Genomic DNA, 15187 nt, shown 5'->3' on the forward strand with positions numbered 1-15187 from the left:
TCCCTTATTCTTCAAGAAATTTTCCTAAATCAGACCATGAATCTTTCACTTCCACACCTTGCTCTTCCGCTGCTTTTTTATTAAACATCAACTCGAAATTTTGCGGAGCCTGTACAGGAATTTCAGACGGTTTTTTCTCACCTTTCAAAATCTTGACGGCCATCATTCCCGTTTCGTAACCAAGATCTTCGTAATTGAAGCCGCTTGCTGCAATCGCACCTTTTTTCAATGAATCTAGTTCACCCACGAATAAAGGGATATCCTTTTCGTTCGCAACACCGATGACCGACTCAAGTGCTGATACCACCGTGTTGTCCTTAGGGATATAAATGGCATCCACCCGCCCTGTCAAGGATTCAGCTGCCTGCTTGACATCCGCTGATGTGGAAACGGAAGCTTCTACGACTTTGACTCCTTTGTCTTTGGCAAACTTATTGATTTCCTCTGCCTGAACGACAGCATTTTGTTCACCGGAGTTATAAATGATACCGATTGTTTTCGCTTTCATTTCGTCTGTGACAAAAGAAAGGGTCTTGGAAATCGCTTCAGGATGAGTATCCGTCGTACCCGTGATATTTTCGCCTGGCTCATCAAACGATTTCACCAATTCAGCACCCACAGGGTCCGTCACCGAAGTGAAAACGATCGGAATTTCTTTTGTGGCATTGAGCGCATGCTGTGCGCTTGGGGTTGAGTTTGCGAAGATAAGGTCTACGCCGTCACCCACAAGGTTCTTGGCCGCCGTTTGTGAATTACTTTGATCTCCCTGGGCTATCTGAACATTGTATTCAACATTTTCGCCTTCTTTAAAGCCGTTCTCCTCCAATGCTTTTTTAAATCCTTCAAATGCAGCATCCAGGGAAGGATGTTCTACGATCTGGGTGACACCGATGACATATTTCTTGTCACCATCATCTGCCGAACTCTTTTCACTGCTGCCGCATCCGGATAATACAGTCATACCCAGAAGCATTGTCATGGCACCGAACAACAAACTCTTCTTCTTCATTGATATCCCCCTTTTTCTCTTGAAAAATTTTATGATTAATAGTCTAATAGACTATTAGATCCCCCTTGTAATAAAAAATACCACCTTCGTGAATACAACGTTATATTATCATCACCGTCACAAAATAGTCAATAATATTCCGAAAATTTAAAAATTAATACTAGTATAGACGGTTTGGGTCTGAATATCTAGATGAATTTTTGATTTTTTAATAGTGTGACGGGGAGGGGGAGGGTGGTGCTTTCGTGGTGAGTGCGAATAGTGTCGTATTTTGTAGAATGGTCGATATATTACGATTTTGGGCGATAAATTGATATTATGATCGATAAAAAAAGGTTTTAGGTGATATCTCGAAAAAACGGACGATAAAATCGATAAACGGTCGATAACCCAGTGTCAGGCCAGTGCCCATCTATTGCATTGAAGATTGCTTCCAACAAAAAAGCATGCCCCCATAAAAGGAACATGCCTCTTCTCCATCATTTAACTTTGTGATTCACTAACCGTGTAAAAATGCCCTCTGCATCTCTCATCATTTTCTCTATCAACTCTTTCACTGTCGGGATATCCGATACCAGTCCGGAGATCTGTCCCCCATTGATGAAACCCCGGTCCAGCTTCCCTTCCAGTGCACCGATTCTATGAAAATCTTCCGAAGTAAGCCTGCCGAACTCCTCGGCAGGAACGCCTTCTTTCTCTTTTTGCAGCAATTCCGCCGAGTAAGGTGCCTTCATGACCCTTCTTACTTTTCCGACTGAGCGCCCGACAATCACAGTACTGTCATCCTTTGCATCCAATAGCGCTGTTTTATAGTTTTCATGAAACGGAGCTTCCTTAGTCGCGATCAGGCGCGTCCCCATCTGAACCCCGCTTGCTCCGAGCGCAAGCATTGACGCAAGCCCTCTTCCATCCCCGATACCCCCTGCAGCGGCCACGGGGATACTGACGGCATCAACGAGCTGAGGAATGAGGGCAAGGGTCGTCGTTTCCAGATTGGAATTGATCCCAGCCGCTTCATATCCTTCGCCCACGATAATATCCGCCCCTGCTTGTTCTGCTTTCACCGCCTGTTTCTTTGAAGCGACCACACAGATGACCTTCACACCATGTTCATGAAAATATGGGATGAGAGGCGTCGGATTTCCTGCCGATAAGGATACGACTGGAACCCCATGTTTAACCACCAGGCGGACCATCTCCTGTAAATGAGGAGTGATGGCGATCGGAATATTTAACGCAAATGGTTTTGTTGTAAGATTCTTTGTCTCTATGATTATACTTTCAACTTCATCGACGTCCATTGTACCAACGCCGATCGTACCCAGTGCACCTGCTTCTGAAACGGCTGCAGTCAGAGGAGCATTGCTGATATTCCCCATCCCCCCCTGAAGAATGGGAACATCAATATTGAGAATCTCCGTTAAGTTATTCATTATAATCCCCCTTCGTTAAATTCATGTTATACGTTTACAAAAATTTAGACAAGAGGTAACTTTCGTTATTCTAGTAAAATGATAATCGATACTTAAAACCGCTAATGATTTCCGTGCAAGACTTCGCTTTCCCCGGGCGGTTGGTGAGCCTCCTCTCCTTATTCAGGATAAGAACTGTCCAGCTTCAGGGCTTAGTGGCACATGTCATAAGCCAAACCGTCCATGAAGGCAAAGTGCGCCTTGCAGGCCGATTCGTCTTATGCCACACGCCTCTGAGCAAAGCCCTTCCGCATTTCGGTTAGGAGTCTTCGTCTTGCACTCCAATCAACCGCTGTGAAGACGCCAACAAGCATAAATGAAAACTAAAACCCGAACTAATTTGGCAGTAAAAAAGCCATTTAGTTCGGGTTTAACATATGCTAAAACACTTTTTTTAATCCAGCAATAAAGGGTGGGTCATGATATCGTAGCTGCGGTCTTTATTTTTCAGTTCATTGCCGTCTTCGAATACACTTTCGAAGAAGCGGGAGGCTGGTTCCGCGAGTTCTTTGTAGTACTCGGCGAATAAGGAGGCGGCATGGGACCCAAGCCACTTTTCGGGAAGAAGCTCCTCAGGCAGTCCGGGATCGACGAATAGGAATTTACGGTACTCATGCACGAGCTTTGTGCGTTCCACAAAGCATTCCGCGTCGCTCATATCGCCTTTTTTAATTTTATTTTTATCAATCATATACTGCTGGCTATAGTGCGCAATGAAATCCTGGTAACGTTCATTGATCTCTTTTAAGTCCCAGCTCTTTTCGACGAGCCGCTGATTTTCATTGGGACCTTGATATTCTGCTATAAAGAAATCGACGTATTCTTTAATATCATATTTCTTGATCAGCGACTGAACTTGTTTTTCTAAATTGTTCGGTGAAATCCATGTCGAAGTCGAAAGCGTTCCAAACCCGCTCCAAACCAGTTCCTTTCGAAGTTCATCACGGATACTGCGGATTTCTTCAGGGATGCTGTACATGAAGATTCTCCATTTTCCGTCCCAATCCTGCGGCTTCAGCTTGAAGATCCTGTTTGCGGCTTCTTCCATGCGGTCCACGCCGGGTTCAGTCAAGGAATAATAGCTTTTATTCCCCTGTTTCTCCGCCTGTACCCAGCCTTGTTTATTCATCCTCGAGATCGCCGCCCGGACGGCCTGATCATTGTGGCCGAATTCATTCAGCAGCCGGATGAGGCTGCCGATCCAAATTTTATTTCCATAGTGGCGTATGTAATCCCCGTACAGGGTAAAAATCATTGATCTGGTATTCATTGATGCCTCTCCTTTTTACTTTCTTTCCAAAATATATTATGCCGTTTATTTTACGTTTAAATAGTATCATATCATAATTTTAATAATAAAAGGGATATTTTCAGGCTGACTTAATCTTTAAAAATGGTAGAGTATTTTTGAAACTTATCTATGGCAGGTTCGTAAGATATATAAAGAATTTTTATGAAGGAGAGCATATGGATTTACAAAAATATCTTTCAGTTGAAGGAAAGACCGCTCATAAATCATGGTGGAATGAAAAAGGGTACGTCCAAACATTTTTCAATAAAGAAACAAAGAAAATGGAAGAAAAGACTGTATCATATCAAAATATGACCGAGGCATTAATCGGCTATGCATATCTGCCTTGGACTTCCTCCAGTAGTACAGACCGCAGTATTCGATTCCGGATCGGAGCAAACATAGTCATTCAGTATGAAGATAAACAAACCGACCAGTATTTACTATTCCTAGCCGAAACCCAGGAAGATCTGGCCAAATGGCTGCAACTGTTCAACGAGCATACTATCCCTGTATTCACTACTGATCTGGATTTAAAGGATGTACCACATACGGATTACAAATTATTTTACAAGGATATAAAGAAAAAACAGTTTAAATCCAATTCCCAGCTCCCGGATGTAATGGCAGTGACTAAAGAGCATAGCACTCATCCTCAATGGCGCCCTGAATCGTACAAGAAAAGGGAAGAAACAAGTAACTCTAAATGGGTATATAAAAAGAAGAAACTCACAGCATTCTTGGCCGTTTGTTCCTTTTTAACCGCACTGTTTTGGATTCCTATTTGGCAGGTAGATCGTGATCAGTCGTTTGACACTGTACATAGCCTTTTCTTCACAGCGATGACACTTATTCTGTTAGGAACATACTTTAAAAATCTGTGGTCCCCCTATCAGTCATTAATGGACACGGCTGTAGTGGGAATTTCCCTGTATACGGGACTTGCCGCAGCAAACTTATTCATGCCAGTCACAACTGAAACATACCTGGCTTTATGGTATGAATTCTTGGTCCTCGCCGTCTATATCAACGCAGGCTATTTCATCATGAGGAAGGTCAATAAAAAGTTAACACGAAAGACAAGCAGACAATAAAGGAAGGAAACATCCTTCCTTTTAACTCTTTAATAAAATTATTCCACCTGCTCCACCAGCGTTGCAATCCCCTGCCCCACACCGATGCACATCGTCGAGAGGCCGTAGCGGGTTCCTCGCTTTTTCATTTCATGTACAAGGGTGGTCAGAATCCTCGCACCGCTTGCACCAAGCGGGTGACCGAACGCAATTGCCCCGCCGTTGACGTTAACGATTTCCGCGTTAAGTCCGAGATCCCTCATGCAGGCGATCGACTGTGCCGCAAACGCTTCGTTTAGCTCCACCAGCCCGATTTCATCAAGCGAAAGGCCTGCACGCTTCAGTGCCTTGCGCGTTGCATAGATTGGCCCGAGTCCCATGACTGAAGGCTCCAGTCCCGCAGTCGCAGAGGTGATATACCGTGCCAGCGGTTTCAGGCCTAGTTCCTCCGCTTTCTCCCTGCTCATCAATAACAGCGCGGATGCTCCGTCATTCACTCCTGACGCATTGCCTGCCGTGACTGTTCCTTCATTAAATAGCGGGGAGAGCTTACCGAGCTTTTCCATACTTGACTGGGGACGGGGGTGCTCGTCGACTGTCACAGTGGTGACGTTCCCTTTTCGGTCGGTGATTTCCACAGGAACGATTTCATCGCTGAATCGCCCTTCTTCCATTGCATGCTTCGCCTTCATCTGGCTCTCAAAGGAAAAGCGGTCCTGTTCCTCCCTGGTGATTTCATATTGCTTTGCTACATTTTCAGCTGTTTCAGGCATGGAATCCGTCCCGTATCTCTGCTTCAGGCGCGAGTTGACGAATCGCCACCCGATAGTTGTGTCGAACATTTCCATATTGCCTCTCGGAAATTCTTTGGAAGGCTTCGCCATGACAAAGGGTGCCCTTGTCATACTTTCCGTCCCGCCGGCAATGAAAATATCCCCTTCCCCGGCAAGGATTGCACGTGCAGCATAATTCACCGCATCCAACCCGGAGCCGCACAGCCGGTTGATCGTCGTCGCTCCAACTTCAACAGGCAATCCTGCCAGCAAGGCGGACATACGTGCTACGTTTCTATTGTCCTCCCCTGCCCCGTTGGCATTACCGAGCACAACCTCTTCGATCTCATCCATCGGCATCATGTCATTTCGTTCAACCAGTGCTTTGATCACAATTGCCCCAAGATCATCCGGACGGACATCTTTCAATGCTCCTTTATACTTTCCGATCGGTGTACGCACTGCATCTACAATGACTACTTCCTTCATGGCCGGCTCTCCTTTTCTTTCGTTTCCGAGTAATCATACACGCCCCTGCCGGATTTCCTGCCGAGTCTCCCCGCCTTGACGTACTTTTCCAAAAGCGGTGCCGGCCGGTATTTCTCCCCAAGCTTTTCATGAAGATATTTCAGGTTGTTCAAGCGCGTATCCAATCCGACAAGATCCCCAAGCTCAAACGGACCCATCGGATAATTCAGACCCAGCTTGATGGCCTTATCGATTTCTTCCGGTGAACCGAGGCCTTCTTGCAGCATATAAAAGGCTTCGTTTCCGACCAGTGCGCTGATCCTGCTTGTAACGAAACCGGGAAACTCATTGATGACGACTGTTTCCTTGCCCATCAGGCGCGCAACCTGTTCAATCACTTCGGCCGTTTCATCACTTGTCTCCAATCCACGCACGATCTCCACCAGCGGCATTTTATGTACAGGATTGAAGAAATGCATGGCAATGACTTTATCCGGACGCTTTGTAAATGAGCCGATTTCTGTCGGGCTCATCGTTGAAGTGTTTGTTGCAAGATAGCAGTAGTCAGGAGCATGCGCATCCAGCACTTCAAAAACCCCGCGCTTGATGTCCGCCTTCTCCGGCACCGCTTCGATGACGACATCTGCATCACGGACTGTGATCGAGAGGTTGGTGGAATATGAAAGCTGCTCGCGTGCCTCCATATATTCCTGACCGGTGATCTTCCCTCTTTCCACACCTTTTTCAAAAATGCTCTGAATTTCCGATTTGGCATGATCCAGCTGTTCTTGCTTTATATCCACCAGGGTGGTTCTGAAGCCCCCGACGGCACTTACGTAGGCAATGCCTCTTCCCATAACCCCTGAACCTACCACCACGATATGCTGTGTCATTGTTATTCCTCCTTTAGTGCAATAAGGGGTTGACCCGGAAAGGACAACCCCTGTATCAAGCTGTTATTTATACGCCGAACGGATTCAGCGGACGATTACCGAAGTAAGAGATGATGCTCTTCGTTTCTGTATATAGATCCAGCGTTTCAACACAAAGTTCGCGGCCGAATCCTGATTGCTTGTAACCTCCGAACGGTGTGCCCGGGAATGCGGAGAATGGGCAGTTCACCATGACAATACCTGCCTGGATTGCTTTCGATAATCGTGTCGCGCGGCCATGATTCTGTGTCCATACAGCTGAGCCAAGTCCGTATTCACTGTCGTTGGCCATCTTGATGGCTTCTTTTTCATCTTTGAATTTCATGACCACAACAACCGGTCCGAAGATTTCTTCCTTTACAGCCTTCATGTCATGAGTGACATCCGTGATGATTGTCGGCTCATACCAGTAACCTTTTTCGAAGCCTTCCACAGTTGCCGGTTTCCCTCCGGTCACGATGGTAGCGCCGTCCTCTTTGGCTGATTCCACGTAGCTGTGGATGGTATCGACCTGACCCTGGTTGATGATCGCACCGATATGAGTCCCTTTGTCGTGCGGATCTCCAAGCGCAAGCTTTTTCGTCTTCTCGACGAATTTTTCCATGAATTCTTCATAAATGTCTTCATGAACATAAAGTCTTGAGCGTGCTTCACAGGACTGTCCAGTATTATAGAAGATACCGAACAGCGATCCGTCCACCGCTGCGTCCACATCTGCATCATCAAAGACGATGTTCGGAGATTTGCCTCCAAGCTCCAATGTCACACGCTTAAGGGTTTGAGAAGCCTTCTCCATGATATTTTTCCCGATCGGTGTTGAACCCGTGAAGGCCACTTTGTCTACTTTTTTATGTTCAACAAGGTAGTTTCCGACTGAGGATCCGGCCCCCGGTACAATATTTACGACTCCTTCAGGAACTCCTGCTTCGATACAGATTTCACCGAGGACAATTGCAGTTAATGGAGTAAGTGTCGCAGGCTTTACGACGACAGAGCATCCAGACGCAATCGCGGGTGCGATCTTCCAGGCCGCCATCATGAGCGGATAATTCCAAGGAATGATCTGCGCACAGACACCCACAGGCTCTTTTTCTGCTGTGTTTGTGAATTGACCGGGTACATTGTTCACTGTTCCGCGGTGCCCCACAATCGCTCCTGCGTAGAATTCGAAGTCTTCGATTGCCTGCATGACCTGGCCTTGAGCTGCAGATAACGATTTTCCGCTGTCCATGATCTCAAGTGAAACCAGTTCATTGAAGCGGGAACGCATAATACCGGCAATCTTATTCAGTACTCGGGAACGTTTGTTGATCGGGAACTTCTTCCACTTACCGTGATCAAATGCATTCCTTGCAGCCTGGACGGCTTTTTCTGCATCTTCCACGGAAGCAAGTGATACCGTTGCAATCGGTTCGCCGGTTGCAGGATTATACGTCGTGAACGTTTCCCCTGATTCACTTTCCATACGCTGACCGTTGATCACCAATGAATAATGCTCTCTTTTCATTTCAAGTACTTCAAAGCTTTGTTCTTTTACTGTAGACATCGTCCCATCTCCTTTTTCGTTTTAGTATGCTAAACACCGCTTTTTATTTTCCCGCAGGAGTCTTCGTCTTGCACTCCAATCAAACGCTGGCTGCAACCTTAAATCAAAAGCAATCTATTTACCGTGAAAAGCTGGTCTTCGTTTTTCAAGAAACGCAGTGACGCCTTCGCGGTGGTCTTGGGTTTGACCGGCGATCCGCTGAGCGTAAGCTTCTTTTTCTAAGTATTCATGGAAGGATACATCATGACTTCCTTTCAAGAGCCTTTTCATGAGTCCGATTGCCTTCGTCGGCATGGAGGCAATCCGTTCTGCAAAGGCCGTTGTTTCTTCCTGCCATCCTTCAATCGGGATAAGCTTCGTCACCAATCCGAGCTTTTCAGCTTGGTCTGCGGTGATTTTTTCACCAAAAACAGCGAGTTCCAGTGCTTTTGCATAGCCTACCAGATTCGTTAAGTAGTAGAGGTTTCCTGAATCCGGGACCAGACCGACATGGACGAACGCTTGAACGAAGCTTGCTTTCTCTGATACAATCCTGAAATCGCATGCCAGAGCCAATGAAAAACCGGCCCCTGCCGCCACACCGTTCACCGCGGCGATCACGGGTTTCTCGCAGGCTTCGATTTCCTTCACCATGGGTCCGTAGTTATTCCGCAGCACTTCCCCGTGATCCATCTCTTCGTCCACTTCACTCAAATCCTGCCCCGAACAAAATGCACGCCCTTCGCCCGTTATGACGACGGCCCTCACATCCTTGTCACGGGATGATTCCTTGACTGCCTTTGCAACTTCAAGATTGAGCTGGCGAATGAACGCATTCAATTTATCCGGCCGGTTCAGGGTGATCCAGGCTACATGATTTTTCACTTCATATTTAATGGTTTCGTACACGATGCAGCCTCCTTACTTTCCTTTGAAATGTGGTTTGCGTTTTTCCACGAACGCTTTCATGCCTTCTTTCTGATCCTCGGAGGCAAAAAGAAGATAGAAATTCTTCCGTTCATACTGCATTCCTTCGTAAAGGGAATAATCAACCGCTTTATGTACGGATTCTTTTATCAACCGTATGGAAAGCGACGGCTTGGAGGCCAGTTTCTTCGCGAACTTCTCTGTTTCTTCCATTAATAGTTCCGGAGCGATTGCACGGTTGATGACACCCCATTCGAGTGCCTGCGCAGCCGTGAAGCGGTCGCCTGAGAGGAGCCATTCCATCGCCCTTGATTTACCGATGAGCTTTGTCAGGCGCTGGGTCCCTCCAGCGCCCGGCATCACACCGAGATTCACTTCGGGGAAACCGAAACTGGCGTCTTCAGCGGCAAACAACATGTCACAGCAAAGCGCGAGTTCAAATCCGCCGCCGAGAGCGAAGCCTTGGACAGCGCCGATGATCGGCTTTTTGATCCACGCGAGGCGGTCCCATTCCGTAAACTGGTTGAGAAGTTCAAGGTCGATGGCGCCGTCTTCCGACATTTCATCAATGTCGGCTCCTGCGGCGAATGCCCTCCCCTTTCCGGACAGGATGATCACTTTCACATTGTCATTGCGGTCAAACTCCTCAAAAGCTTCAACGATTTCCGAAACCATGGGGCGATTGATAGCGTTCAGCACCTTGGGACGGTTAAGCTCGATGAATCCGAGCCCGTCCCTTTCGCTGACTGCAATGTATTCGTGCTTACTCATCCACTTCTTCACCGATCATGAGCGTGACCAGTTCGGCAGCGAAGCCCATCAGGTCTTTTCCGGAAGCTTTTCCTTCGTCGGATTTAAGGCCTGCTTTAAGTGCTTCATGGCTTTCATAGTACATCTCGCACATGAGGTAGTACTTGCCTTCCCCGCCCATTGGGGAACCTGTGATTCTCGTAACCTTCATTTCTTTAAGACCAGGGATTTTTGATGTGATCGGGGCATGGGTATTGAAGTAGTGCTCGTCGAATTGTTCCTTGTTTTCAGGGTGTTTGTATAATGCGATTAGTTTTACCATTGTTAATCTCTCCTTATTATTTAAAAATTTGTTTTTATACCGCTTTTGATTTCCGTGGAAGACTTCGCTTTCCGCGGGTAGCTCGTAAGCCTCCTCGTCGCATGCGCTCCTGCGGGGTCTCACATTAGCTACTTTTCCCGCAGGAGTCTTCGTCTTCCACTCCAATCAACCGCTGGATTCGGTTAATATTGAAGATTAACCAATCCTCTTTAGAACTGACCAAGTGATCCCTTCCGTTTTTCATATGTCCAGTTCTGCCGGTTAGACCTGAGAGGTCTTAAGCAAAATGGTCCAAGAGGCGAACTTCCTGCCCCATTTAGCTTATGCTTGTCGGGTCGATCACTCCGCCTCCGCTTTTCTGATCACATCATGGTCGATATGGGCTTCATTGCCTCGAACGGGTTTTTGCATTGTTTGCAGTAGAGGATGCTTCTGCAGGCGGTGGGCCCGAAGAGGTTTTCCATGGATGTGTAGGGTGAATCACAGTACGGGCAGTGAATGTGCCAGTCTTCTTCTCCCGTGAAGTCCTTCGGCGGCGGTGCAATGCCGAATTCCTTCAGGCTTTCACGTCCTTTTTCGGTCAGCCGGCTCGAGGTCCAGGGCGGGGAATAGACGAACTTCACTTCGACTCCCGTATTTCCCAACTGGTCCCTGAAGGCTTCCTCCACATTGGATTTAATGATGTCGAGTGCCGGGCAGCCCATGAATGTAGGAAGCAGTTCGATGGTCACCGGCCCATCGCCCTCTATAATTCTATTCACCATTCCTAAATCTACGATACTTATTGAATCGATTTCCGGATCCTTCACCGTGTGAAGGACATTCCAAATCGTTTCTGTCATTTCTGATCATCCTTTACCAGATTGCTGCCGGGTCTGAGTTATACACTTCACTGAGAGTGGATAATGCCTGATCCAGGTCTGATGTATGCTCTCCTTGGCGGCCGTCTCCTTTTTTCATGCCGGTTTTCGGCGGAAATGCGAGATTCGCAGATTGGAAGACGGGCTGAAGGGCGAGCTCCCAACGCTTTTTGAGATTTTCTTCTCCTTCAATCAATCCCATAACGGACATTTCTTTGCCTTGTGGTCCAAGTGTCAGGACTCCCTGAAACTCATCAAGCACCCTTCCCATTGCTTCCTTCATTCTCACACCTGCTTCCCCGCCGGCGTTCACCAGCTGCAGGAACCACGTTTTCCAGTGAAGGAGATGATAGTATAATTCCGTATTGATCTTAATGGCGAGATCAGCCAATGGTTCATATGAAGAGTTTTTCAATGAATCGATCCGAACCTTTTTAGCCACGCTGTAAAAATAATGCCTGACCACGGTAAATGCCCAGTCGTAGCGTGGTTCCGTCAAATAGTCACCCGGTCCGTTCACTTCCTCTAAAAGAATGGCATTTTTCCTTTGGTTTGACGGACGGGCATGGGCCAGTGAATCCTGGCTCCCTTCACCAAGCTCTTCAAGCAGCTGATAATACATCGTCGCGTGACCCATCGTATCTTGATTGATGGAAGAGAATGCGACATCCTCCTCGATATGAGGGGCGAGCCCCAGCCATTCAGATCCGCGGTACGCAAGGATGAAATCGTCATCCGCAAGCTGATAGAGCAGGCTCAGCAGCGCTTCTTTGTATTCTTTATTCGGGATGTCATCCGGACTTTTTACGATCATTTTTTCTTCACCAACTCTCCCCAGGACATGATCTCTTTCTCATCAAGCATCTCCTGTTCATATTGCCGCCACTTCTTCTTAAGGTAGCCGTATCCTTTTGCATTCCGGTAATCCTTATTATCCAGGCGCTTTACACTTTCCCTTTCTTCAGGCGTCATCTTTCTGAGGTCTGAGCGTTTGACGACCCAAATGTCCGCCACCGGCTCCCTTCTCATGAAATTCTCCTGCGCCATGACCATCGCCAGTTCATGATTGGGGGCAAGCAGACTGAATTGATGCTGCATCTGCGCCCCGTCTGTACGTTTGCTGAACACTTCAAACTCCTGGTAAAAATTCTGCCCCTTGTCAGACATCTGCCTCATTCCTTTCTAACCGACTCTCCCGCTTGGGCTCAGTGCTTCCCTGACCCAGGCGTTGTTGTCATAGGATAACTCCCGCAGGCGAAGACGTTCCTTCGATTTCGGCCCGTTATTGCGGATGATTTCTTTAAAACGGCTCCAGTCAGGCTGCTTATAAATCCACAGCTCCTGCTCTTCGTCGTAATACATCGTTTCGTCAGGAAGCGTAAGGCCCAATGACAGCATCCGCGGTACATATTTCGTGAAGAAATCCTGTCGGAGCTGTTCGTTTGTTTTCGTCCTGATCTTATATTTAATGGTGATATCCTGTTTGGATGATCCGGTCGTTTTTGCATCGGCAGGTCCGAAGAACATCAGCAGTGCCTCCCACCAGCGGTCGACCGCATCCTGTACGAGGGCTTTCTGTTCATCCGTCCCTTCTGCAAGCGCCATGATGATCGCTTCGCCATGCTGCGCGTGAAACACTTCTTCCGCGCATATGCGCTTCAATGCACGGGCATAGGGACCGTAAGATGCGCCGAGCATATTGGTCTGCGAGATGATTGCGGCGCCGTCGACGAGCCATCCGATCAGTCCCGCATCGCCCCACGTCGGTGCTTCCATATGGAAGACATTATGAAACTTCAAATCTCCTGAAAATAAATCCCTCATGATGTGTTCCCTGGTTTTTCCGTAAGGCTTCATCAAATCCTCAGCCACACGGAGGAGAAGCTGGCCGTGCCCCATCTCATCCTGGACCTTGGCCATGATGCCGAGCTTCCTTCGGAGGGACGGTGCTTTCGGCACCCACTCCTTCTCGGGGAGGGCCCCCATGATCTCACTGATCCCGTGCATTGAAATCAACTTGATCAGCGCATTGCGGTATTCATCGGGCATCCAGTCATCCGCCTCGATTTTTTCATCATTTTCGATTTTTTTCATAAAGCGGGCCATGTGTTCTTCTTCAGTTATCTGTAGACTCATTGCACTGCCTCCTTTATTACACTGTTTTCACGATTACCTTTAAGAATGTAATAGATTTATAGAGCAAATTTTTTTAAGGAAGAACCGCTTCTTCCCGCAGATCCACGATCCGGATCGCCTTTCCTTCAGACCTCGGTATTTCCTTCGGCGCCCTCACTCTTATATCCATGGACACAAGGCATCCGTTCTTCATCACACGTTTTACTTTTGTAATCAGTTCACCGACTTTTTCATGTCCGATATTTCCTGAAAGCCCCGCATAATATTCCGGGCTGACTTCCACATGAAGCTCTACTGTATCGAGAGCTCCCTTTTTCTTCAGGTGAAGCTGATAATGGGGTGCAAGTTCCTTCAGCTCAAAAAGGTGATGCTCCATCTCAGAAGGAAAGACATTCACGCCCCTGATGATGAGCATGTCATCGACGCGCCCCTTCACCCTGGACATCTTGACAGTCGTCCTTCCGCATGCGCAAGACCCGCGCTGGATGGACGCAATGTCCCCTGTCCGGTAGCGGATGATCGGGAATGCTTCCTTGGTCAAGCTTGTGAATACGAGTTCCCCTGCTTCTCCGTCAGCAACTGGTTCAAGGGTATCCGGGTTGATGACTTCAACCAGGAAATGATCCTCTGCAATATGAAGGCCGTCCTGCGCTTCGGGACACTCCATGGCGACTCCGGGACCGATGACCTCACTCAGCCCGTAAATATCACAGGCTTTTATGTCAAGGATTCCTTCAAGTGTCTCCCTCATCTTATCGGACCAGGGTTCAGCCCCGAAGATTCCGACTTGTAGTGAAAGCCCTGCCGGATCTTTCCCCTGCGATTCAATCGTCTCGGCCAGGTTCAGCACATAAGAAGGGGTACCGCATATGACGGTCGGCTTGAAATCCTCGATCAATGTAATCTGCCTATCCATATTCCCGCCCGAAACCGGCACGGTGATCATCCCGAGTTTCTCACTTCCGTAATGAAGTCCGAGGCCCCCTGTGAACAATCCATATCCATAAGCATTGTGGAGCACGCTGCCGGGTCTGCCACCTGCCATCGCAATCGCCCGTGCGACGATATTCCCCCACATGTCGATATCCTTCTGCGTATAACCGACCACCGTCGGCTTCCCGCTCGTCCCGGAAGAAGCATGCACCCTCACCAGCTCTTCCTGTCCCACCGCGAACATCCCGAAAGGATAGTGATCACGCAGGTCCTTCTTTGTTGTAAGCGGTAACATTTTTAAGTCCTCTAAAGACCGGATATCATCCGGGTGGATGTCCCTTGCTTCAAAATGGTCCCTGTAAAAAGGTACGGAATGATAAACCAGGCTGGCAGTCTTGCGGAGACGCTCCAGCTGCAGGCTTTCCATCTGATCTCGACCGGCCGTTTCAATCTCATGCAGAATCAATATCCATGCCTCCCCTTATGTAAAACTATAATCATATAACGTTATTAATTCGTTTATTAAAATAAGTGTTATATTCAACTACTCAAAAGATAACGTCTTTACTGGAAAATGTCAATATATTTTCAGAAAATTAAAACATGGAAAAAGTGTTGGATTTACATAGGAAAGAGGATTTATTAGCAAGTTGTAAGTATTTGTGTGTATTGGTATATGGAGATTGTCATTCATGTAGGGAACCCTGGGGTTATAG

At 47.6% G+C, this 15187-nt stretch carries 15 protein-coding genes; 1 reads left to right on the forward strand and 14 read right to left on the reverse strand.

The annotated features are described in order from the left end of the window. Positions 1-4 precede the first annotated feature (4 nt). The 3 genes from ACKA06_RS01585 to paaX all read right to left on the reverse strand — a co-directional run bounded on the left by ACKA06_RS01585 (position 5) and on the right by paaX (position 3751). Entirely contained in the window at positions 5-1009 is a 1005-nt protein-coding gene (locus tag ACKA06_RS01585; protein ID WP_411158893.1) for an ABC transporter substrate-binding protein, read from the reverse strand. A gap of 479 nt (positions 1010-1488) precedes the next feature. Further along, positions 1489-2442, reverse strand: coding sequence for an NAD(P)H-dependent flavin oxidoreductase (locus ACKA06_RS01590; RefSeq protein ID WP_411158894.1), 954 nt, complete (start codon positions 2440-2442; stop codon positions 1489-1491). 433 nt (positions 2443-2875) lie between these two features. After that, positions 2876-3751: a phenylacetic acid degradation operon negative regulatory protein PaaX gene (gene paaX / locus ACKA06_RS01595; RefSeq protein ID WP_064562506.1), complete on the reverse strand. Its 876-nt coding sequence runs from the start codon at positions 3749-3751 to the stop codon at positions 2876-2878. 197 nt (positions 3752-3948) lie between these two features. Between paaX and ACKA06_RS01600 the strand changes: the two genes are divergently transcribed. Further along, positions 3949-4866 (forward strand): hypothetical protein, encoded by a 918-nt coding sequence (locus ACKA06_RS01600; RefSeq protein WP_411158895.1) that lies wholly within the window; start codon positions 3949-3951, stop codon positions 4864-4866. A gap of 38 nt (positions 4867-4904) precedes the next feature. Here ACKA06_RS01600 and ACKA06_RS01605 read toward each other — a convergent pair whose 3' ends face one another. From ACKA06_RS01605 to ACKA06_RS01655, 11 genes are all read right to left on the reverse strand, one after another. Next, the gene (locus ACKA06_RS01605; protein WP_032085530.1) at positions 4905-6107 is read right to left on the reverse strand and encodes a thiolase family protein; all 1203 of its coding nucleotides are present in this window, start codon (positions 6105-6107) and stop codon (positions 4905-4907) included. After that, positions 6104-6979 carry a 3-hydroxyacyl-CoA dehydrogenase gene (locus ACKA06_RS01610; RefSeq protein ID WP_411158896.1) on the reverse strand — a complete coding sequence of 292 codons (876 nt, stop codon included), beginning with the start codon at positions 6977-6979 and terminating at the stop codon, positions 6104-6106. Before ACKA06_RS01610 ends, ACKA06_RS01605 begins: the two co-directional genes overlap by 4 nt. Positions 6980-7046: 67 nt before the next feature. Beyond that, positions 7047-8564, reverse strand: a complete 1518-nt coding sequence (locus ACKA06_RS01615) for an aldehyde dehydrogenase family protein (protein WP_411158897.1) — start codon at positions 8562-8564, stop codon at positions 7047-7049. A 114-nt stretch (positions 8565-8678) separates the two neighbouring features. After that, positions 8679-9452 (reverse strand): enoyl-CoA hydratase-related protein, encoded by a 774-nt coding sequence (locus ACKA06_RS01620; protein WP_411158898.1) that lies wholly within the window; start codon positions 9450-9452, stop codon positions 8679-8681. Positions 9453-9464: 12 nt separating this feature from the next. Continuing rightward, positions 9465-10241, reverse strand: a complete 777-nt coding sequence (locus ACKA06_RS01625) for an enoyl-CoA hydratase/isomerase family protein (protein WP_411158899.1) — start codon at positions 10239-10241, stop codon at positions 9465-9467. Next, the gene (locus ACKA06_RS01630) at positions 10234-10542 is read right to left on the reverse strand and encodes an EthD family reductase (RefSeq protein WP_032085525.1); all 309 of its coding nucleotides are present in this window, start codon (positions 10540-10542) and stop codon (positions 10234-10236) included. Before ACKA06_RS01630 ends, ACKA06_RS01625 begins: the two co-directional genes overlap by 8 nt. Positions 10543-10904: 362 nt before the next feature. Then, complete coding sequence (gene paaD, locus ACKA06_RS01635) at positions 10905-11384, reverse strand: 1,2-phenylacetyl-CoA epoxidase subunit PaaD (protein ID WP_411158900.1); 480 nt, start codon at positions 11382-11384, stop codon at positions 10905-10907. A 13-nt stretch (positions 11385-11397) separates the two neighbouring features. Further along, a complete protein-coding gene (gene paaC / locus ACKA06_RS01640; RefSeq protein ID WP_411158901.1) occupies positions 11398-12216 on the reverse strand; it encodes a 1,2-phenylacetyl-CoA epoxidase subunit PaaC in 819 nt (272 codons plus the stop codon). Next, the gene (gene paaB / locus ACKA06_RS01645) at positions 12213-12569 is read right to left on the reverse strand and encodes a 1,2-phenylacetyl-CoA epoxidase subunit PaaB (protein ID WP_032085522.1); all 357 of its coding nucleotides are present in this window, start codon (positions 12567-12569) and stop codon (positions 12213-12215) included. The genes paaC and paaB overlap by 4 nt, the downstream gene beginning before the upstream one ends. 15 nt (positions 12570-12584) lie before the next feature. Further along, entirely contained in the window at positions 12585-13538 is a 954-nt protein-coding gene (gene paaA / locus ACKA06_RS01650; protein WP_411158902.1) for a 1,2-phenylacetyl-CoA epoxidase subunit PaaA, read from the reverse strand. A 73-nt stretch (positions 13539-13611) separates the two neighbouring features. Next, complete coding sequence (locus tag ACKA06_RS01655) at positions 13612-14937, reverse strand: phenylacetate--CoA ligase family protein (RefSeq protein ID WP_411158903.1); 1326 nt, start codon at positions 14935-14937, stop codon at positions 13612-13614. Positions 14938-15187 lie beyond the last annotated feature (250 nt).

Source organism: Rossellomorea oryzaecorticis, assembly GCF_045897515.1.
Classification (GTDB): Bacteria; Bacillota; Bacilli; order Bacillales; family Bacillaceae_B; genus Rossellomorea; species Rossellomorea enclensis.